Here is a 21,014-nt window from a genome sequence, read left to right as displayed (position 1 = left end):
CGCCCGTTCATCCGTCGTCAGCCCGCATCGAAACAGCGGGCCGAGGTTGGATAAGGTACACAGAGTTTGGTTCCAGTGCTTGCCAAGCCCGTTTCGTCGCCACCAACTAAACTGAAAAAAATCCTCAGCCAGAGTGTCAGGCCATGTGCGGACGACTGTCGCAATACCGCGGGATTCACGACTTCGTGGCGGTGCTGAGCATCCCCGACGCGCTGATCAACCACGTCGGCAACGAACCCTTGGCGCACTATAACGCCGCGCCCACCACGCAACTCGCCCTGCTGCATCTGGAGAACGGGCGGCTGCACGCCGACACCGTGCGCTGGGGTTGGCGTCCGCACTGGGCGACCGATCGCACGGAGCCGATCAATGCCCGGGTCGAGAAAGTCGCCCACGGCCCGTACTTCCGGACAATCTGGCCCCATCGCGCAATCTGCCCGATTGATAACTGGTTCGAATGGGTCGATAGCGGCGACTCGACGAAGCAACCCTGGCTGATCCGTCGACGGGATCGCGCCCCGATTTTCTGCGCGACCATCGGCCAGTACCCCATCGGCGGAGCCCCACATCGGGAGCACGACGGCTTCGTGATCCTCACCGCCGACAGCGCAGGCGGTCTGCTTGACGTGCATGACCGACGACCGGTGGTGTTCTCGCCCAAGCTGGCGCGGGAATGGCTGGACCCGGCCACCCCCAAGGAACGCGCCGAGGAAATGGCGCTATCCCAGGGCGAAGTCAGTGACGTATTTGAGTGGTACAAGGTCGACAAGGCCGTTGGCAATGTCAGGAACCAGGGCGCCACGCTAATCAATAAAATTCCATGAACCTGTCAGTAACGACAAAGCCCCCCCGCTTAAAAGGCGTAATGCTATTCACTTAAGAACGAACACTTAATCCGTGGCGAGGGAGCCTGCTCGCGAAGAGGCCCTTACAGGCGCCTCATTATCCTCAGGCAATCACAATCCCCGCTCCCGACAAACTGTCCAGCCCCACCCCCACCAGCGTCACCGAGTCATTGCCAAACGTCAGCACGGTATCCTGCCCCACTGCCGTGGCATGGGCCCGGAAGTCGTCGTTCGGCGTTACGCCCTGCACCCCGAGAAACACCAGTTTGTCGTTCGCCTGATAGCCGAGTACCCGGTCGTGGCCAAACGCGCCGTTGAACAGGAATGTATCGATCCCGCCACCCGATTCCAACAGGTCGTTGCCTGTCCCACCGACGAACACGTCGTTGCCTTTGCCGCCGATCAAATGATCATTGCCGTCGAGGCCGAACAACCAGTCGCCGGTTGCCTGCGCCTTCAAGGTGTCATTCCCCGCCCCGCCCTTCACCGATGACGCGTAGGCAGTCAACTGATTGCCCACCGCAAGCCCGCTGGCAGTGACGCTGTGGGTCACGTCATCCTTGAAAATCCCCCACAGGAAACCCGGTTCCTTGCTCACGATGCTGCCAATGTCGCGGGTCATGCTGATACCGCCATTGGCATCGCGAATGTACAGGTTGCCGGCGCCATCGTTGGCAAAGTCGAAATTATTCACTGACTGCTGCAAGTCGAGCACGTTGTAACCTTTGCCGCCCAACAGGATGTTGTAGCCACCGGCATCACGGAAGGTGTCGTTGCCGTCGCGACCTTCCAGATAGTCGTTGCCCTTGCCGCCCTGGATCAGGTCATTGCCGTCACTGCCGATGATGAACGTGCTGCCCTTGTGGGTTTCAGCGTTGCGATTGAGATCCTGTACCCAGGTGTTGGCCCGTGCCGGGTCCGAGAGGTTGGCCACGATGATGGTCGAGTCCTTGCTGGTGAGGTCGTAGAACTTTGACTCGATCACCCGGTTCATACCGTCGCCATAAGCGGTGGGCAAATGCGAAATCCAGGTCGGAATGTTGAGGATGGAAAACGGCAACAGATTCCAGGCGGTCGATGCGTAGTGGTCATTGAAGCTGACGATGTTGTTGGTGGCCGAGGCTTGATCGGCGTCGTGCACGCCGACCGATGACGGGTTGAACGCCGAGCCGTCGAGGGCGCGGAATACCGGGTCGTTTTCATAGCCGACGTTCAGTACTTTGTCGCTGCTGCTTTGAGTCGGCGAGGCGTAGGCGATGTAGTTTGAGTCCTGAAAAAAACCGCCCCATTTATCGCTGCTCAAATCCGCCAGGCTGTTGACCGCCAGGCCGCCGAGGCTGTGGCCACTGACCAGCACATCCTTGCCGGACAGACCGTTGGCCCGCGCAAACGCGGCAACGTCCGCCAGCAACGTGCCGAATGCTTCACCCACGTAGTTTTTCGCGTAATCCTTCGGGCCCAGCGCCGCCAGCAGGTCATTGATCACGTCACCGATGGAGTCGCTGATCTGGTTTTCCCGTGGACCGCTGGTACCGCGAAAGGCGATACCGATTTCCGTGAGGTGCCCCTGGGCGTCGTATTTGCCGAGAATCTCCACCTGAGCACTGGTGTAGCCGGCCTTTTCACCGAAGAAGGTTCCCCGGGCGTCGACTTTGCCGTCATAGCCCAACTGCGCGGCGGTGACGGGAGTCCAACCGGCTTTCTGCACGGCGTCGAGTGCGGCTTTTTCCGAATCGGGATTCCACGGAATGCCGGGGATCACGCCTTGGGAATCGGTGCCGCCGATCAACGCCGTCACCAGCGTCGCCGGCAGGCCAAGGCCGAATCCGTTGTGCTGATAACCGGTGGCAAAGCCGTTATCGAGGTTGTGATAGGAATACAGCGTGATTGCCATCGCGTCGGAAAACAGCGCTTTGGCATCCGTTGCGCCGAGGTTCTTGTAGTCGTACACACCCATGGGTATTGCCTCTCTCGTTGTTGGAATTGTCAGAGATCACTCACAACCGGCGCACCCGTGTAGCAGCTGGCGAAGCCTGCGTTCGGCTGCGTAGCAGTCGTAAAACCTGTGCATGCGATCTACTTGATGGACCGCATTGTCTGAATTCACGACTGCTGCGCAGCCGAACGCAGGCTTCGCCAGCTGCTACGGAAAAAGGTGGGGTTAGCGGGGCCTCGGGCCTTGTCCGAATGCCTCGTCAACCCTGGCCAGATCCTGCTCATTCAGGGTTCCGGCGTAGTAATGCAATTTCGTCCAGGCCATCAGGTAGTCGTAGCGGGCCTGGGCCAGGTCGCGGCGCGTGGTATAGAGCTGTTGTTCGGCGTTCAGCGCATCGAGATTGACCCGTTCGCCACCCAGAATGCTTTGCCTGGTCGATACCACCAATGCTTCAGCGGAGATCAGTGCCTTCTGGTAGGCGTGCAATTTGCTCACGCCGGACAGGCAGGCGCTGAATTGCCGACGCAATTGGATCAGGGTGTCCCGGGTCTTGCCGTCCAGTTCGTACTCGGCCTGCTCCATCGCGCGACTGGCCTGACGGGTCGATGCCGAGACACCGCCGCCGGCATACAACGGCACGTTGATTTCGATACCGATGGTGTTGGTGTCATAACGCTGGTTGTAGGTGTTGCCGCTCTCCGACTCGTTCTGGCGCACCGTGGCGTAGGCACTGACCCTGGGCAAGTGCCCGGCACGATTGCGTTCGACCTCATAACGCGCCACTTCCAGGGCCTGACGCTGGGAGGCCAGGTTCGGGTTGTTGGCCACCGCCAATTCGTGCCAGGTGTCGTAATTGGCCGGTTGCAGGGTGAAGCTCTGGAAGTGCTGATCCAGGGGCGCGAGATCGACGATGTCGACGGTCGGCACGCCAATCAGCGCCCCGAGTTCGCGCAGGGACGCATCCTGTTCGTTACGCGCCTCGATTTCCTCGGCGGTGGCCAGTTCGTAGCGCGATTCGGCTTCAAGAATGTCGGTGCGCGTGCCTTCGCCCTGACGAAACATCTGCTCGTTTTGCTGGAACTGCTGCTCGTAGGCTTTTTTCTTGGCCAGGGCAATGTCGATCTGATCCTGGGCGAACAGCGCCTTGGTGTAGTTTTCCAGCACCCGCACCAGCAATTGCTGGCTTTTGCCACGAAAGTTTTCGTCGGCGAACAGCGACTGCGCCACACCTTTGCGATAAGCCGCGTAGGCCTCGTAGTCGAGCAGCGGCTGTTGCAGGGTCAGGCTGGAACCGTAACTGCTGTAATTGCGGTCATCGCTCTGGTTTTGCCCTCGCTCGTTGAGGTAGGTGACCTTGGAGCTGTTGCGGCCCTTGTTGTAGTTGTAACCCAGTTTCGGCAGCAGCCCGGCGCGGCCGATGGCGCGGTTCTCAAGGCCGGCATCGCGCTCCTTGATGGCGCCGAGGAACACCGGGTCATTGCGCAACGCTTGTTCATAGATATCGAACGGTCCCATGGCCGCTACCGCCGGGTTGCCCACGAGCAGCATCAATGCCGCCCCGAGCCTGGAAAGCTTATTCATACAGCCGAACATCCTTATTCCTCGGTCAACGCGGAGCCTGCCCGGTCGAGCAGCGGTTTGAACAAATAGTTGAGGAGTGAGCGTTCACCGGTGCGCACGAACATTTCCGCCGGCATGCCGGGCTTGATCACCAGGCCATTGAGTTTTTCCATGGCCTGATCGCTGACGCTGCTGCGCAGCACGTAGTACGGTGCGCCGGTTTTCTCGTCGACCATCTGGTCGGCGGAGATCAGGCTGACTTCGCCTGGTACCCGCGGGGTGCGGCTCTGGTTGAACGCGGTGAACAGGATGTCCACCGGCAAATGCGCCCCAACCTTGTCGATCAGGTTGACCGGCAGGCGTCCCTCCACTTCCAGGCGCGTGTCCTGAGGCACGATCTCCAGCAGGTTGTCGCCCTGGCGCACCACCGCGCCTACGGTGTGAACCCCCAGATTCACGGCAATGCCATCAGCCGTGGCGATGATTTCGCTGTGCTGCAGGTCGAACCCGGCGGAGGTCAGTTGCTCCTCCAGGGTCACGCTTTTGAGCTGCGCATCGGCCAGTTGCGTGCGGACTTCCTTCTGGTACTCCTCGATGTGCTGTTGCAGCTTCAGGCGCGATTCGACAATGCCCTGCTCTACCCGACCGCTTTCACCGAGATTTTCTGCCAACAATTGCTGCACTTGCGACAGCTGCCGCTGGTACTCCATCAAGCGGTTACGCGGGATGTAGCCGTTTTCCGCCAATGGCGTCAGATTGCTCAGTTGTTGTTGCAGGGAATCGGCCTGAGCGTTCAGGTCGGTGCGGGCACGGCGCATACCGGCCAGTTGCGCAGCGGCGCCTTCGATACTGGCGCGCAAGGCTGACTGCTCGCGGGCGAAGGCATCGCGACGGCTGCTGAACAACTGGCGCTGGCCTTCGAGCACCAATGCCAGACGCGGGTCAGGGTCGTTGCTCAACCCGGCGGGGAAATTCACCTGTTTCAGGTTGTCCCGCTCGCTTTGCCAACGCGCCAGACTGGCCCAGGCCATGCGGTACTGCGCTTGCAGCGATTGCACGTCCGCGGCCACCTGGGTCTGGTCGAGCCGGAACAACGGCTGCCCCTGTTTCACCGACTGACCCTCGCGCACCAGAATCTGGCTGATCACGCCGCTGCTCATCGATTGCACGGCTTTGCGCTTGCCCGAAACCACCACCGTACCTTGTACCGGAATGCCCTGATCGAGCGGCGCCAGGCTGGCCCAGATGAAGAAGCTGCCAGCGCCGACCAGTGCGAGCACCCAGCCCAGGCGGACGAAGTAGCGGGCGTCGCGCTCGGGGCGCTCGGCGATGCAGGCCTGTTCCATGTTGGCTTCATTGATGTTGCTCATACGCCCGAACTCCTTGTCGCGGGCTGATACTGCCGGCTCATGCTGAGCCCGCCCGACGGGTGCGCCGCCTTTTCCTGCTGGGCACCCGAGAGCGCCTTGAGCACCTCCTGACTCGCACCGAACGCCTGCAGGCGCCCGTCGTTGAGCACCAGCAACTTGTCAGCCTGGGCCAGCGCGGAGGAGCGATGGGTCACCAGAATCACGCTGGTTCCCTGGGCTTTCATTTGCGCAATCGCGCTGGCCAGCGCCGCTTCGCCCACGGTGTCGAGGTTGGAATTGGGCTCATCCAGCACCACCAGGCTCGGTTGGCCGTACAGTGCGCGGGCCAGGGCCACGCGCTGTTTCTGCCCGCCGGACAGACCGCTGCCATCCTCACCGAGCACGGTGTCGTAGCCCTGTGGCAGGCGCAGGATCAGCTCATGTACCCCGGCCTGCTGTGCGGCGGCCACGACTTTTTGCGGATCGGCTTCACGAAAACGCGCGATGTTTTGCGCGATGCTGCCGCTGAACAACTCGATGTCCTGCGGCAGATAACCGATGTAAGGCCCGAGGTCGTCGCGGTTCCAGCGATGGATGTCCGCACCGTCGAGCCGCACCGTACCGCCCAGAGTCGGCCAGACGCCCACCAGTACCCGCGCCAGTGTGGATTTACCGGAACCCGAAGCACCGAGCACGCCCATCACCTCCCCGGCGGCCAGGCTGAAACTGACCAGGTGCAAGGTTGCAGCGCGTTGGCCCGGCGGTCCGGCGCTGACCTGCTCAAAAGTGATCTGGCCTTTCGGCGCCGGCAGCGCCATGGCGTCGTCACCCGGCGGGAAGGCTTGCAGCAAGGCATTCAGACGGCCATAAGCGAGTTTGGCGCCGCTCCACTGCTTCCACACGGCAATCAATTGGTCGATGGGGCTCAACACGCGGCCCATCAGAATCGAGCCGGCGATCATCATTCCGGCGGTCATGTCGCCCTTGATCACCAGCAACGCGCCAAGGCCCAGCACCAACGATTGCAGGCACAGGCGCAGGGTTTTACTCAAAGAGCTGATAACGGCGCCGGTGTCGCTGGCCTGGTTCTGCAGGCCGAGGTAACGCGAATGCACCTGGAACCAGCGATTGCGCAACGCCCCCAGCATGCCCATGGCCTGAATGGTTTCGGCGTTGTGCAGGTGACTGGTGGCCAGTTGGCTGGATTTCTGGGAGAGAAACGAGGCCTCGCCCAATGGTTTTTTGGTCATCGCCTCGTTGAGGCATGCAAGCCCAATCAACAGGACCGCGCCTGCGGTGGCAAACACACCGAGCCAGACGTTGAACAAATAAATCACGAACAGGTAAACCGGAAACCACGGCGCATCGAAGAATGCGAACAGCGCGGGGCCGGTGACAAACTGGCGAATGTGCGCCAGATCGCCCAGCGATTGTCCGGCGTTGCCTTCGCCCTGGAACAGATTGCGCTCGAACGCCGCCTGATACACCCGAAGATTGAAGCGTCGCTCCAACTGGCTGCCGATACGGATAACGATGAAACTTCGAACTGCTTCCAGCAAACCGATAAAGGCAAAGAAGCCGACAATCATCAGCGACAACATGACCAGTGTCGTTTCATTCTGCGAAGACAATACCCGGTCATAGACCTGCAGCATGTAGATAGAGGGCGCCAACATCAGAATATTGATCAGTGCAGTGAAACAACCAACGCTGAGCAGAGTGCTCTTGTAGTCACCCAGCGTCTTGATTAACGGTGCAGTGGCCGGGTTCTTCGCCATCTTCATGGGCTCTTCCTGAAGTGTTATCCCTCGCCTGCCTGGCGAGGTCGTTACTTGCACGTTAATTACAACTTTCCGACACCGGAAACGTGTTCCGGCTATTGAACTTTGTGCTCGAGGATAATGATCAGTCCGGACTTCGAAGTGCCTCGATACAGCCCTTCTCCTTGCCGACTGAAGAACACGATTTTTGCGCCTTCCTTACCGGTAAGCGCGATACCGTCCGGTTCCGTGAACCAACCGGTCGGCTGCTCGCTTAACCAGGCGCTCAAGCATTCGGCACCGTCCACGGTCTGGCTGGCGCTGAGTTCGATGGTGCAAACATCCAGCGGTTTGTCCTGCAGTGTCACCTGCCACTTTCCCGCGAGTTCCGACGGGTCCGCCAATTTCAGGCTGCGAGCCATGGCTACATCTCCAAAAAACATCATGAGCGTCGCTATCAGCCACGCGGTTGTCTTGCAGGTAAAAGCGTTGCGAATCATGGGGCGCTCTACTCAGGGTCGTGGCTCAAGGGACAAAGGACGGCGCATCGGCACCGCCCTCCTTACGCCTTGAATCAGGCCACGATGTCCGAGTACGCCGCCTGGCCTACGGTGCTGACCAGGAAGTCAGCCACGCCATGCCCGGAGAAGTCGATCGACAACAAGCTGTTGCCCCCCGACGTGTTCAGCACCGCATCGCCGGCCGTACCGGTGAAAGCGCTGACGAAATGCAGGCCATTGCCATTGGTGATGCCCGTCAGGTCGATCTTGTCCAGACCGCTGACGAAGTCGAGGATCTGATCGACAGCACCGGGTTTGGAGTCGCTGCTGGCCGCAAACACGAAGGTGTCGGAACCGGCGCCGCCCCACAGTTTGTCCGCACCACCGGCACCGTAGAGGATGTCGTTGCCGGCACCGCCCTTCAGCTCGTTGGACACGCTGTTACCGATCAACAGGTCATTGCCTGCACCGCCAATGGCGTTCTCGACGGTGACACCCTTGGCGATGGAGACGTTGCCCACCAGGCCGCCAACGTCGGAGAACGAGGCCTCATTGAGATTGATCTTCTGGTTCTGGGTGAATCCGGAGAAGTCCAGGGTGTCCTTTCCGCCGGCATCCCACACGGAAAACACCACTTTATCCGCTGACGAGGACGCGCTCAGGAAATCACGTCCCGCGTTGGAGTTGAATCCGTAGGTAGTGTCGCCCGTGCGGGTGGTGGTGTTGGCACCGTAGAGCTTCTGAATGGCCGCGATGTCGTCCATCAGCGGGCCGGACGAATAGGCTTCGACCCCGCCCTTGCTGAAATTCTGGCTGGTGTTGCTTTCACTCCAGTAGCTCATGACGCTGTAGCCGCGGGTATCTTGCCCGTAGGAGGCGTCATTGTAGGTCGGAGCGCCTTCGCCGGCGTTGTAGTCGCCAGGGTGGGCAAGACCCAGGGAGTGGCCGATTTCGTGGGTCAGGGTTTGCCGGCCATAGTTGTTCAGGTCCGGGGTTTTGTTGGGCGTGTAGCTGCTGTTGATCAGGTACCAGGAAGCCCCGTCATATCCGGCCCCGGTGCCCGGCAGGTAAGCAAACGCCGCCGCACCATCCTGGCCGCCGCTGTAGTTTCCGAAGGTCATGTGACCGTCGCCGCCGCTAGCCTTTTCGGTGAAGGTGACATTGGCCACATCGGCCCAGGATTGCATGGCAAGCGCCGCCTGGCCCTTCTGCTGCGCGCTGAACTGACTGAACCCGGTAATCCCGTGCTTGTTCATCGTGCTCGACGATGCCGAAGTCAGGAAGGTATAGGTCAGTTCGATTTTGCCGCTGCCGTCCTTGTCCTGGTAAGCAGCACCATCGCGCAGCAATTGGGTAGCGGCCTGGTCGACGGAAAACGAGGGTTTGCCATTGACCGTGAGGTTGCCGCCCCGATCATACTGATGGCTGAAACTATTGATTTGATTGAATGCAGAACTACTGGCTGCCAATGCATTGACTGGCTGCAACGCCTGTTCGGCGGAATCAATAGCGTGATCTTTTACTTTCGACATAAACACACTTCCTTGTTTAGCTATGGAACAGTTTTTGTCAGATAACGACGATCCCTGGCGAGATCGTCCTATCACTCGCCCATTGAAGGCGAAAGAAAACTGACACAACTTGAAATCAAATGTCCACTATTTTTTCGACGTCAAAATGTGAGATTCCAGCAAGTGCCCGTAAACAATAGGCGTGCTCTGAAAGTATTATTTTGAAAGTTAATGCGTGAGAGAAATTGTCCGACAATCGACAATTTGATTATTAAATAAAGGTAAATTTTTTTGTGTGAAAGTAGTCTGACTTTTCGCGTTTACTTAATGCGCTTCAATCAACAGAATTAAACATTCAGTGAGTTATAGCGGAGGTTATAAAGCGAGTTGTGCACGGGCCCTGTAGCAGCTGCCGAAGACGGCGCAGACCGGCGTTGCAATGCATCTGACTGGCAATCCGAATGGCCGAATAACGACCGCTGCGCGGCCGAACGCAGGCTGCGCCAGCTGCTACGAAAAGCCGGTCGCGCGCGGGCCCTGTAGCAGCTGCCGAAGGCGGCGTTCGGCTGCGAAGCAGTCGCAGCATTGCATGCTGACTGGCAATCCGGATGACCGAATAACGACCGCTGCGCGGCCGAACGCCGGCTGCGCCAGCTGCTACGAAAAGCCGGTTGTGCGCGGGCCCTGTAGCAGCTACCGAAGGCGGCGTTCGACTGCGAAGCAGTCGCAGCATTGCATCTGACTGGCAATCCGAATGACCGAATAACGACCGCTGCGCGGCCGAACGCAGGCTGCGCCAGCTGCTACGAAAAGCCGGTCGTGCGCGGGCCCTGTAGCAGCTGCCGAAGGCGGCGTTCGGCTGCGAAGCAGTCGCAGCATTGCATCTGACTGGCAATCCGAATGACTGGATGACGACCGCTGCGCGGCCGAACGCCGGCTGCGCCAGCTGCTACGAAAAGTCGGTTGTGCGCAGTCATATCCAGTTGCGATAGGCGTCAATCAATCTGGGTTGCAACGCGGTAGATTCCGAGCCTCTTTTCAGTAGATAAGGGGCAATGGAATGCCTGTCAGTTCGAACGCCGGTCACCTGCGCATTGGTCGCTTTTCAGAGCCAGGACGTATCTATCTGCTAACCACGGTGGTTCATCAACGGCAGTCGGTTTTTTCCGATTGGCGAATGGGTAGACTGGTTGTCCAGGAGTTGAGACATACACAAAAAGAAGGTTGGGTTGATTTTCTGGCCTGGGTCGTGATGCCAGATCATATGCATTGCCTGGTGCAACTGCGGGATAAAACCTTGGCCGAGCTGATGTGCCGAATCAAATCCCGCAGTAGCCTGGCCGTCAATCAAGCACTGGAACGGCAAGGGCGCTTGTGGCAGAAGGGTTACCATGATCGAGCGGTTCGCCGAGAGGAAGATGTAAAAAATCTTGCTCGATATGTGATTGCCAATCCAATTCGGGCGGGACTGGTTGACCGAGTCCATGATTATCCACTGTGGGATGCGTGTTGGCTCTGATGTACTGAGTTGTTCGCAGCCGAACGTCGCCTTCGGCAACTGCTACAGAAGACTTGGGCCTGTAGCAGCTGGCGAAGCCTGCGTTCGGCCGCGCAGCGGTCGTCATCCATTCGTGCGGGTTTTCAATCGGGTGCATTGCGATGCCGGTCTGCGACTGCTTCGCAGCCGAACGCAGGCTTCGCCAGCTGCTACGGAGGACTACAGACAACCTTGTCGAGTTTCTTCAGCGCGCCTTGTCTTCAATCTGCCGCGCCATAAAGCTTGCTCCCTCTGGGGCGCGAAGCGGTCCCTCGTTTGCCCTAAAGAACAGGGACTGCTGCGCAGTCCAGCGGGAGCAAACTCCCTCGCCACAGATACAGTGTTCGTCCATGAGTGAGCAGCATTACGCCTGAAGGCGGGGGCTTTGTCGTACTGGCCGATCAAAACTTGCGGTCAGGCTCTGACAGTTCCTTACCGTCGTCAGGATGCTTCCAGTCCGGTACCGAACGCTTCTGCTCCTCAATCTCTTCTTCCGTAGGTTCATCCTCGTCTTCTTCCAGGTCCGGACGCTTGGGTTCATTGGCCATGTTCACCTCTCTTCCTGAAGGGATCGGTCACCACCTTTAAGCGTAGAACAGATCCCCAGGCCCCGCTCAGAGCCACCAGCGCAGCAAAAAGAAGAACCCCATGCTCAACAGCATGCTGAGTAGCGTATTGCGCGTGTAAAGCACCAGTCCGACCGCCACCAGCGAGCTGATCAAATAGGGATTGTCCCAGTGCAGATTCAGCTGTTTTTCCGGCATGAACACAATCGGCCCGCAGATGGCGGTCAACATGCCCGGTACTGCAAACCCCAGGAACTGCCGGGCATTGCTGCTCAGGCGTACCGGCAGTCGCGGTTCCAGAAATACATAGCGGTTGAGGAACACCAACACGCCCATTCCGACAATCACTGCCCAGACCATCATGTGCGTCCACCGTAGAATTTGTTGCAGACAAACCCGGCAGTCATGCCCGCCAGCCCCGACAGCACCAGCGCCGAGCCCCATTGCCAATAGCTGAACAACACCGAGCAGAACAGCGACACCGCCACGCAAACCACGGTTGGCACGTTGCGCACCACCGGCGTGATCAGGGCAATGAAAGTCGCTGCGATGGAGAAATCCAGGCCCAGGTGTTCAAGGCCGGGAATGCTGCTGCCGAGCACAATGCCCGCCAGGGTGAACAGGTTCCAGGCGATGTAGAACGTCAGGCCCACGCCCAGGGCGTACCAGCGGTTGAACTGCTGTTTGTCGTGCTGGCTGGTCAGGGCGAACAACTCGTCGGTGAGCAAAAAACCCAGGCCCGCACGCCAGCGCCCCGGCAATGGCGAAATCACCGAACGCATGCTCATGCCGTAAAGCAAATGTTGGGATGTCAGCAGCAGCGTGGTCAGCAGGATCGAAAAAATCCCGGCGCCGCCCTTGAGCATGCCGATGGCCACCAGTTGCGCCGCGCCAGCAAACACAATGCTCGACAGGCCCTGGCCTTGCAGGGGCGTGAGATTGGCTTCGATGGCCATGGAACCGGCCAGCAAGCCCCAGGGCGCGGTGGCCAGGGACAACGGCATGATCGCCGCGGCGCCGCGCAGAAAGGCACTGCGCGGCATGATTGAGTTGGACATAACGTTCTACGGACAGGGAAAGACCCCAGACTTTGCCAGTTGTGGCGGCCAATGGCTTGAACAATCTTGCTCACTGATACGACTGCGTGCCATTCATCGGCTGCCCGCTTGATTCGCCAAAGTGATAGCAACATGATGGCGCTGCATTTTCACCGAGGCAGGCCCTTCATGAGTTCAGTCGAAACCGACAGCGACGTTTATAAAACCTTGCTTGAGTCAACCCGGGCGATTCCCTGGCGCATCGACTGGAAAACCATGACCTTCAGCTACATCGGGCCACAGATCGAAGAACTGCTGGGCTGGAAGCAGGACAGCTGGGCCACGGTCAACGACTGGGTCGAGCGCATGCATCCTGATGATCGCGACTACGTGGTGGACTTCTGCGTCTCGCAATCGCGGGCCGGTGTCGATCACGAGGCCGACTATCGCGCACTCACCGAAAGCGGCGAGTACGTGTGGATCCGCGATGTGGTGCACGTGGTGCGCAAGGACGGTGAAGTCGAGGCGCTGGTGGGCTTCATGTTCGATATCAGCGAGCGCAAGAAAACCGAAGAGCACCTGATCCGCCTGCAAAAGCAGCTCGAAGAGTATTCCTTCCAGGACGGCCTGACCGGCATCGCCAACCGGCGCATGTTCGACACCGTGCTGGAACGCGAGTGGGCCACCGCCCAGCGCACCGGGTTGCCGTTGTCGGTGATCGTGCTGGATATCGATTACTTCAAGCAGTACAACGACCATTATGGCCACATCAAGGGTGACGAATGCCTGCGCCGGGTCGCGCAGACCCTGTCGCTGGCGGCCAATCGGCCACGGGATTTCATCGCCCGGATCGGTGGTGAAGAATTCGTCTGGCTACTCCCGGAAACCGATGCCGAATCCGCCAGGCTGGTGGCGCACAAATGCCTGCACCTGATTCGCCAGCAGCAGATTGCCCATGAATTCTCCGGGGTGTCGAACCTGCTGAGCGTCAGCCTCGGTGTCGGCACCACCGGCGTTTCACTGCATGCCACGGCGCTGGAGTTCGTCGAACAGGTCGACCAGTTGCTCTACAAGGCCAAGCACAATGGGCGGATGCGCGCCGAGTTCGCTGATTTTCGTGATTGACAAACGGCGCGCCGGCTTTTAAAACTGGGCGCCTCACTCAGGGTGTAAGCAAGTATGTCCGCAACCTTCAACCTCAACACTTCCGTCATTGGCTTGATTGCCAAGGCGCAAGGTTGCGTTGCGCACGCCCTCAAATCGAAGAAACAGTCGCTCATGTGACCGGGGCGCGCTGTCCCGTCAGATGAGCTGACAGGACATTGAGCGCGACGGACCACCCTCCCCTTGCTTACTCTCCTTCTACGCTCCTGACGGTGACGAAATCGGTCAACCATCAGGAGAAAGTGCATGTCAGCGTTTCAAGGTATCTGGGTTCCACTGGTCACACCGTTCCACAACGGCGCCATCGATTTCGTCGGCTTGCGGCGGCTGGTCAGCCATCTGCTGGAAAAAGGTGTCGACGGCCTCATCGTTTGCGGCACCACCGGCGAACCGGCGGCGATGGGCAAACATGAGCAACTGGCGGTGCTCGATGCGGTGTTGGAGCTGGTGCCGGCGCGACAGGTGGCCATGGGCCTGGCCGGTAACAACCTGACCGAGTTGTTGCAGTTCCAGAGCGAAATCCTCAAGCGCCCGGTGGCTGGCCTGCTGGTGCCGGCGCCGTATTACATCCGTCCTTCCCAGGCCGGCCTCGAAGTGTTTTTCCGCACGATCGCCGATGCCTCCAGCGTTCCGCTGATCCTTTACGACATTCCTTACCGTACCGGCGTGGCCTTCGAACAGGCGACCCTGCTCAACATCGTCGCCCACGAGCGGATCGTCGCCATCAAGGATTGCGGCGGCAACTTCTCAAACACCCTCGCATTGCTCAATAGCGGCCATGTCGACGTGCTGTGCGGCGAAGACAACCAGATCTTCAATGCCCTGTGCCTGGGTGCCAAAGGTGCGATTGCCGCGTCGGCGCATGTCCACCCCGAACTGTTCGTGCAGTTGCACCGGCAGATCCGCGACAACCGGTTGGCTGATGGCCGCGCCACGTTTTTCCGTCTGCTGCCGCTGATCAACAGCCTGTTCCTGGAGCCCAACCCGGCCCCGGTGAAAACCGCGCTGGCCCTGCACGGCTTGATTGGAGACGAGCTGCGCGCCCCGATGCAACGCAGCAGTGAATCGATGACCGAGCGTTTGAAAGACGTGCTCAGCGCATTGGGCCGCGACAATCGATAGAGCGCCCGCCACCGGCCCGAGTACCATGGAGCGATTCGTTTACCCGCTCAGGGGCACCGACATGCTGTACCGAATCGCCGCCGACGGGCTGATGCTGTTGCACTTGCTGTTCATTGTGTTTGTGTTGTTCGGCGGGTTGCTGGTACTCAAATGGCGCCCCCTGATTTGGTGGCATCCGCCCGCCGCGTTGTGGGGTATGGCGGTGGAGTTCTTCCACCTGCCCTGCCCGCTGACCGACTGGGAAAACCGCATGCGCCACGGGGCCGGGCAAACCGGCTATGGGGGTGGATTCATCGAACATTACATTTGGCCGGTGATTTACCCGGCGGGCTTGACGCCAACCATTCAACTGGGTTTTGGCAGCGTGGTGTTGGTGATCAATCTACTGGTCTATCTTCGACTGATCCGTACCTCCTGAGTCACCCACCCTGCCTCTGTAGGAGCTGGCTTGCCAGCGATCGGCCTTGAGCCATGCATCGCACTCGCGGGCCCCTTCGCCGGCAAGCCGGCTCCTGCAAGGTTGTCGTATTCGTTTGAGGATGCAGAACATGCTGTCGACTGAAGACCTGGCGCTGCTCGAGGCCATCCGCCAAACCGGCAGCCTGTCGCGGGCGGCGGCGCACCTGGGCAAGGCGCCATCGACCGTGTCCTATGCGGCGCGGCAACTGGAGGAGCGCTTCGATGCGCTGCTGTTCGACCGTCGCCGCTACCGTTTGCAACTGACCCCGGCGGGCGAGTTGCTGGTCAACGAAGCGGCGCGGCTGATGCAGGACGTCTCGCGCCTGACGCAACGGGTCCGGCAAGTCGCCAACGGCTGGGAGAGCCGCTTGTGGATCGTGACCGACGAACTGCTGGAGTTCGAAACCTTGATCCCGGTGATCCACGAATTCGATGCGCTGCAATCCGGCGTGCCGCTGCGCATCACCCAGGAAGTGCTCAAAGGGGTTTGGGAAGCCCTGCGCGAAGGCCGCGCGGATCTGGTCATCGGCGCCACCAATGAACCGCCGGCCATTGCGAATTTGCGCTGGATGCAACTGGGGGAAATGGAATGGGTGTTTGCGGTGTCACCCCGGCACCCGCTGGCCAAGGCCAAAGGCCCGATTACCCGGGCCATGGTCGCGCAACACCGGGCGATTGTGGTGGCCGACTCGTCCAGAGTCACCGAGGGCAGCACTTACGGCGTCACCGGGGGGCAAACGGTGCTGGCCGTGCCGACCATGCGCGCGAAAATCCTTGCCCAGTGCAATGCGCTGGGGGTGGGTTGGCTACCGCGGCACCGGGTTGGCTCACTGCTGAAAAACGGCACGCTGGTTGAAAAACCGATGGCCGACCCGCGCGAGCCGAACATCCTGTACGCCGGTTGGCGTGGCGATCATGACGGTCGCGCCCTGGGCTGGTGGCTGGAGCAGCTTGAAAAACCCAACCTGGCCACCCGACTGGTTCAGGGAACGGACCGGATTGCCTGATGCCCGACGCTCAGTTGGCAATCACGCTCATGTTCCGTCCGCTGGCCTTGGCCACGTAGAGCGCCTTGTCTGCCGCACCAATCAGCTCTTCGGGCCGGACCTGAGAAGCGGCATTGCTGGCACCCACGCCGACGCTGACGGTTACTGTGCCTTCGGAGCTGTCGCTGTGGACAATACTGGCCTGCAGCACCGCGCGGCGGATTTTCTCCGCCACCAGGAATGCCCCCACATAGTCGGTGCCGGGCAGCACCACGACGAACTCTTCGCCACCATAGCGGGCGGCCAGGCCACCGGGGCGCTTGATGTTGTCCGTGATGATCGCACTGATTTTGCGTAGACACTCGTCACCGGCAAGGTGGCCATAACGGTCGTTGAACGCCTTGAAATGATCGACATCAATCATCAGCAGCGCCAGATCGGTCAGGCTGCGCCGGGCACGACCCAGCTCCGCATCGATGAAAGCGTCGAGCTGACGCCGGTTGGCCAGCCCCGTCAGCGCATCCTTGAGGGCCAACCCCTCCAGGTTGCGATTGACCTCCAGGAGTTTCTCCTGGGTGTCCAGCAACTCGACCTGCACCAGGTTCTGTTGCCTCATCAACTTGATGAGCCGCAGCCCCAACACCCCGAGAAAGCTCAGCAACAGCGTGACGATGCCGGCGCTGAGCAGCGTCTCCATGCGCCAGCTGCCGAGCACTTCATTCTTGTTCAGCGCGGTAAAAACGATCAGCGGATAACCCTCGACCCGGCGATACCCCGTCACCCGCTCGACACCGTCGATGACCGACGTGACCGTGGCTGTACCCGCATCACCCTTGGGCAACAACTGGGTAAACAACGGGCTCTTGGCGAGGCTGGTGCCGATCTCTGTCTCCTTGAAGGGTCTGCGAATGACAACGGTGGCATTGTCGGCGATCAGGTTGATCACGCCGTTGCTGCCCATGTCGATACTGTCGTAGAGCTGCAGGAAATGGCTGAGGTAAATCGTCGCCAGCGCCACGCCGGCAAAGCTGCCATCGGGATGATTGACCCGGCGAGAAACCGTCATGATCCATTCACCGCTTGAACGGCTCTTGATCGACGGCCCGATGTGCGGCCCACGGCTGGGGTTATCGCGATGGAAGATGAAGTATTCGCGGTCGGAATTGTTGACGCCGGGTTGGCCGGCGCCATTGGAATTGGCGATCCACTGCCCTTTTTCGTCGAACACGAACAAGCCGTGGAGCTGGCTCAACTCACTGCGCTGGACGTTGAGCAACTGCGGCAGCCGGGATGGGTCCGCACCTTCGTGTTCCAGACGATCGACCAGGGTGAACAGCAGCGTGTCGGCCTGCTTGATCGTTGCCTGCGCTTGCGATGCCAGGGTCTGCGCAAGGTTGGACATCGCCACTTCCTTGTCATGCAGCTGGTACTGGCGCGAGTTCCAGGCTTGCCAGATCACGATCGCCGTCATCGACAGGCACACCGCGACCAGCAGGATCACCGCCGAGCGGATCTTGAGACGGGTCACGGCTGGCCGGAGCATTTCAATATGATCGTTGATCGACGGATGTCCCATGGTGCTCCCTGAGTGTCTGTGACCGGGCGAATCTTCCTGATCGCCGTTGTTGCCCACTATGCCTGATCCGGGCTCGCAATGATGTTAGCGCCTGGCCTGCCTGACCGCCTCCAGCCACGCTGGATCCAGCCGCGTCTGCTCGGTATCGATGCCCAGCGCCTGCATCCGTTCCTTGTGCTGATCCATTTCGCGGATCAACTGGCTGTGGTCGCTGGAGTTGCCATCGAGCTGATGCATCTGGTTCAACCCCAAATGGTAGAAACGCAACAGCTTCATGGCAACTGGATCACCCGCCTCCACGGCCGCCGTTACATGATGCATGACATTGGTGATGCCCATCAGGCTGCGCTTGAGTTGCCAACTGTAGACCGCCGGCGCCATCCATTCCTGGTACCAGAACACCTTACGCATCAGCGCCGCCATCGCCAGTACCGCAACAAACACGCCGCCCACGTTGAAGCGCAGATTATCGCCCTCCGGCGTGCCGAACAGAGCAACCGCCACCGTGGACAGCACCATCGCCAGCGCCAGAAAGATCAGGGCGATGATGAGCGTGCTGCGCCGCGTCTGTTGCCGGTAGGTGTCGGCGTTCATCGGCTGGATTTCGAACATTGCGTCGGGTTTCCTGAGCTGAAAGGGTAAAAAAGGGGTCTGCGGCAAAAAGACAGCGGGCCATTATCGCCTCTGCGAGGGATTTAGCTATGCTGGGGCTCCTTTTCATCTTTTCATCGTCAAGCGGGGGACATGGCGAGACCGCGCAGTTCGTGCCATCTTCTTTCATGAATACACATTATTCGGATGCCATTCGTTGTTGCTGTGTGAATGACATCGTTTTAAGGATCATTGAATGACCCAACGCCAAGTTATCAACGCCTCCGTCAGTCCCAAGGGCAGCCTGGAAACGCTCTCGCAACGGGAAGTCCAGCAATTGAGCGAAGCCGGTTCCGGCAGCACCTATACCCTCTTCCGCCAGTGCGCCCTGGCCATCCTCAACACCGGCGCCCATGTCGACAACGCCAAGACCATCCTTGAAGCCTATAAAGATTTTGAAATCCGCATTCACCAGCAGGACCGCGGCGTACGCCTGGAACTGCTGAATGCCCCCGCCGACGCCTTCGTCGATGGCGAAATGATCGCCAGCACCCGGGAAATGCTGTTCAGCGCCCTGCGTGACATCGTCTACACCGAAAACGAACTCGACAGCCAACGCATCGACCTGAGCAACTCCCAGGGCATCAGCGACTACGTGTTCCACCTGCTGCGCAACGCCCGCACCCTGCGCCCCGGTGTCGAGCCGAAGATCGTGGTGTGCTGGGGCGGGCACTCGATCAACACCGAAGAATACAAGTACACCAAGAAAGTCGGCCACGAACTGGGCCTGCGCAGCCTGGACATCTGCACCGGTTGCGGCCCCGGCGTGATGAAAGGTCCGATGAAAGGCGCCACCATCGCCCACGCCAAGCAACGCATCCACGGCGGCCGCTACCTGGGCCTGACCGAGCCCGGGATCATCGCCGCCGAAGCGCCGAACCCGATCGTCAACGAACTGGTGATCCTGCCGGACATCGAAAAACGCCTGGAAGCCTTCGTCCGCGTCGGCCACGGCATCATCATCTTCCCGGGCGGCGCCGGTACGGCCGAAGAGTTCCTGTACCTGCTGGGTATCCTGATGCACCCGGACAATGAAAGCCTGCCCTTCCCGGTCGTCCTCACCGGGCCGAAACATGCCGCGCCGTACCTGGAACAACTGGACGCGTTCGTCGGCGCGACCCTGGGCGACGCCGCCAAGCAGCACTACCAGATCATCATCGATGACCCGGCCGAAGTGGCGCGCCAGATGACCCAGGGCCTCAAGGCGGTCAAGCAATTCCGCCGCGAGCGCAACGATGCGTTCCACTTCAACTGGCTGCTGAAAATCGACGAAGGCTTCCAGCGGCCGTTCGACCCGACCCACGAAAACATGGCCAACCTGAAGCTGAGCCTCGACCTGCCGTCCCACGAACTGGCGGCCAACCTGCGCCGCGCGTTCTCCGGTATCGTCGCCGGCAACGTCAAGGACAAGGGCATCCGCCTGATCGAAGAACACGGGCCCTACCAGATCCGTGGCGACGCGGCGATCATGCAACCGCTGGACCTGCTGCTCAAAGCCTTCGTCGCCCAGCACCGCATGAAACTGCCGGGCGGCGCGGCGTATGTACCGTGCTATCGGGTGGTGGCGTAACCCTTTCGGTGTAACGACACCGATGTGAGCTTTACCGTCGCGAGCCGCAGTGAAAGCTGCGGCTCGCTTACTTCTATGGAAAGAAAAAACATGCGCCAACGCGATTCAGCGCGACTGCTGCTGATCAATCCTTCAAAACAGGTTCTGCTGTTTCACTTCCAGCACAAAAACGATGCCCTCGCGGGCCAAAGCCACTGGGCGACACCCGGTGGCGGGCTTGAGCCGGGTGAATCCTTTGAGGCTGCAGCGGTTCGTGAACTGTTTGAAGAAACCGGACTGAATGTCACTGCCGTGGGAGCCAGCGTTGCAGAGCGGCGTTTTTCGATGATGTTGCCCAGTGGTGAAACGGTGCTGTCGGTTGAACGGTATTTTGTGGTTCATACCGACAATGAACACCTGTCCCGGGAGGGGTGGACGGCTAACGAGGTTCGGGTCATGGCGGACCATAAATGGTGGTCCGCAGCCGAGCTACGAGAGACCCGCGAAACGGTGTGGCCGGAGCAGTTGATTGAGATGCTGGAAAGCGCGTGATGCATGGGTGATAGCCACACAGCCAAGCAATCTGACATACACAATCCATGTGGCGAGGGAGCTTGCTCCCGCTCGACTGCGCAGCAGTCGTAAACCGGCTGATGCGGTGTATCCCGGGAATGGTGTCTGCCGGTTTGGGGGCCGCTTCGCGACCCAGCGGGAGCAAGCTCCCTCGCCACATTGCTGGTGTGAGCCAGAGGATTGTCGTTGGCTGTCAGGCCGTCTTCTCCCACAGCAGGGCGGGGATGTACATGGATTTTGCGCCTGACACTGGTCAACTGTGGGAGCGGGGGGGGGGGGGGGGGGGGGGGGGGGGGGGGGGGGGGGGGGGGGGGGGGGGGGGGGGGGGGGGGG

19 protein-coding genes are annotated in these 21,014 nt (G+C 60.1%); 8 read left to right on the top strand and 11 right to left on the bottom strand.

Translation table 11 applies throughout. The features are described from left to right. Positions 1 to 143: 143 nt before the first annotated feature. On the top strand, positions 144 to 824 hold the full coding sequence (locus AC07XF_RS23690; RefSeq protein ID WP_495028413.1) for an SOS response-associated peptidase family protein: 681 nt from the start codon (positions 144 to 146) through the stop codon (positions 822 to 824). Positions 825 to 948: 124 nt separating this feature from the next. Here the strand turns inward: AC07XF_RS23690 and AC07XF_RS23685 are convergent, their stop codons facing one another. The 6 genes from AC07XF_RS23685 to AC07XF_RS23660 all read right to left on the bottom strand — a co-directional run bounded on the left by AC07XF_RS23685 (position 949) and on the right by AC07XF_RS23660 (position 9,482). Further along, entirely contained in the window at positions 949 to 2,802 is a 1,854-nt protein-coding gene (locus tag AC07XF_RS23685; protein ID WP_495028412.1) for a polyurethane esterase, read from the bottom strand. 204 nt (positions 2,803 to 3,006) lie between these two features. Beyond that, complete coding sequence (locus AC07XF_RS23680; RefSeq protein ID WP_495028411.1) at positions 3,007 to 4,374, bottom strand: TolC family outer membrane protein; 1,368 nt, start codon at positions 4,372 to 4,374, stop codon at positions 3,007 to 3,009. Between the two features lie 2 nt (positions 4,375 to 4,376). Next, positions 4,377 to 5,711: an HlyD family type I secretion periplasmic adaptor subunit gene (locus AC07XF_RS23675; RefSeq protein WP_495028410.1), complete on the bottom strand. Its 1,335-nt coding sequence runs from the start codon at positions 5,709 to 5,711 to the stop codon at positions 4,377 to 4,379. Then, positions 5,708 to 7,474 (bottom strand): type I secretion system permease/ATPase, encoded by a 1,767-nt coding sequence (locus AC07XF_RS23670; protein WP_495028409.1) that lies wholly within the window; start codon positions 7,472 to 7,474, stop codon positions 5,708 to 5,710. The genes AC07XF_RS23675 and AC07XF_RS23670 overlap by 4 nt, the downstream gene beginning before the upstream one ends. A 92-nt stretch (positions 7,475 to 7,566) precedes the next feature. After that, positions 7,567 to 7,950, bottom strand: coding sequence for an AprI/Inh family metalloprotease inhibitor (locus AC07XF_RS23665; RefSeq protein ID WP_495028408.1), 384 nt, complete (start codon positions 7,948 to 7,950; stop codon positions 7,567 to 7,569). A 74-nt stretch (positions 7,951 to 8,024) separates the two neighbouring features. After that, the gene (locus AC07XF_RS23660) at positions 8,025 to 9,482 is read right to left on the bottom strand and encodes a serralysin family metalloprotease (RefSeq protein ID WP_495028407.1); all 1,458 of its coding nucleotides are present in this window, start codon (positions 9,480 to 9,482) and stop codon (positions 8,025 to 8,027) included. A gap of 1,039 nt (positions 9,483 to 10,521) precedes the next feature. Here AC07XF_RS23660 and AC07XF_RS23655 point away from each other — a divergent pair. After that, complete coding sequence (locus tag AC07XF_RS23655; RefSeq protein ID WP_495028406.1) at positions 10,522 to 10,980, top strand: REP-associated tyrosine transposase; 459 nt, start codon at positions 10,522 to 10,524, stop codon at positions 10,978 to 10,980. Between the two features lie 419 nt (positions 10,981 to 11,399). Here the strand turns inward: AC07XF_RS23655 and AC07XF_RS23650 are convergent, their stop codons facing one another. The 3 genes from AC07XF_RS23650 to AC07XF_RS23640 all read right to left on the bottom strand — a co-directional run bounded on the left by AC07XF_RS23650 (position 11,400) and on the right by AC07XF_RS23640 (position 12,622). Beyond that, the gene (locus tag AC07XF_RS23650) at positions 11,400 to 11,546 is read right to left on the bottom strand and encodes a hypothetical protein (protein ID WP_008000522.1); all 147 of its coding nucleotides are present in this window, start codon (positions 11,544 to 11,546) and stop codon (positions 11,400 to 11,402) included. Between the two features lie 66 nt (positions 11,547 to 11,612). Beyond that, positions 11,613 to 11,924: an AzlD domain-containing protein gene (locus AC07XF_RS23645; protein WP_015095729.1), complete on the bottom strand. Its 312-nt coding sequence runs from the start codon at positions 11,922 to 11,924 to the stop codon at positions 11,613 to 11,615. Beyond that, positions 11,924 to 12,622 (bottom strand): AzlC family ABC transporter permease, encoded by a 699-nt coding sequence (locus AC07XF_RS23640; RefSeq protein WP_007978998.1) that lies wholly within the window; start codon positions 12,620 to 12,622, stop codon positions 11,924 to 11,926. Before AC07XF_RS23640 ends, AC07XF_RS23645 begins: the two co-directional genes overlap by 1 nt. A gap of 168 nt (positions 12,623 to 12,790) precedes the next feature. Between AC07XF_RS23640 and AC07XF_RS23635 the strand changes: the two genes are divergently transcribed. The 4 genes from AC07XF_RS23635 to AC07XF_RS23620 all read left to right on the top strand — a co-directional run bounded on the left by AC07XF_RS23635 (position 12,791) and on the right by AC07XF_RS23620 (position 16,353). Beyond that, entirely contained in the window at positions 12,791 to 13,726 is a 936-nt protein-coding gene (locus AC07XF_RS23635) for a GGDEF domain-containing protein (protein WP_495028405.1), read from the top strand. Positions 13,727 to 14,011: 285 nt separating this feature from the next. Beyond that, entirely contained in the window at positions 14,012 to 14,887 is an 876-nt protein-coding gene (gene dapA, locus AC07XF_RS23630) for a 4-hydroxy-tetrahydrodipicolinate synthase (protein ID WP_495028404.1), read from the top strand. A 61-nt stretch (positions 14,888 to 14,948) separates the two neighbouring features. Continuing rightward, positions 14,949 to 15,305, top strand: a complete 357-nt coding sequence (locus AC07XF_RS23625) for a DUF2784 domain-containing protein (protein ID WP_495028403.1) — start codon at positions 14,949 to 14,951, stop codon at positions 15,303 to 15,305. 130 nt (positions 15,306 to 15,435) lie between these two features. Beyond that, entirely contained in the window at positions 15,436 to 16,353 is a 918-nt protein-coding gene (locus AC07XF_RS23620) for a LysR family transcriptional regulator (protein ID WP_495028402.1), read from the top strand. Positions 16,354 to 16,363: 10 nt separating this feature from the next. Here AC07XF_RS23620 and AC07XF_RS23615 read toward each other — a convergent pair whose 3' ends face one another. Further along, complete coding sequence (locus AC07XF_RS23615) at positions 16,364 to 17,908, bottom strand: sensor domain-containing diguanylate cyclase (RefSeq protein WP_495028401.1); 1,545 nt, start codon at positions 17,906 to 17,908, stop codon at positions 16,364 to 16,366. Positions 17,909 to 17,992: 84 nt separating this feature from the next. Next, the gene (locus AC07XF_RS23610; protein WP_495028400.1) at positions 17,993 to 18,520 is read right to left on the bottom strand and encodes a DUF3087 domain-containing protein; all 528 of its coding nucleotides are present in this window, start codon (positions 18,518 to 18,520) and stop codon (positions 17,993 to 17,995) included. Positions 18,521 to 18,755: 235 nt separating this feature from the next. On the opposite strand from AC07XF_RS23610, the gene ppnN reads away from it, so the two are divergent. Then, positions 18,756 to 20,129: a nucleotide 5'-monophosphate nucleosidase PpnN gene (gene ppnN / locus AC07XF_RS23605; RefSeq protein ID WP_495028399.1), complete on the top strand. Its 1,374-nt coding sequence runs from the start codon at positions 18,756 to 18,758 to the stop codon at positions 20,127 to 20,129. A 90-nt stretch (positions 20,130 to 20,219) separates the two neighbouring features. Next, complete coding sequence (locus AC07XF_RS23600) at positions 20,220 to 20,660, top strand: NUDIX hydrolase (RefSeq protein WP_495028398.1); 441 nt, start codon at positions 20,220 to 20,222, stop codon at positions 20,658 to 20,660. Positions 20,661 to 21,014 lie beyond the last annotated feature (354 nt).

Source organism: Pseudomonas sp. GW821-FHT01C01, from assembly GCF_059422645.1.
This window is presented reverse-complemented; position numbering and strand designations above follow the sequence as displayed.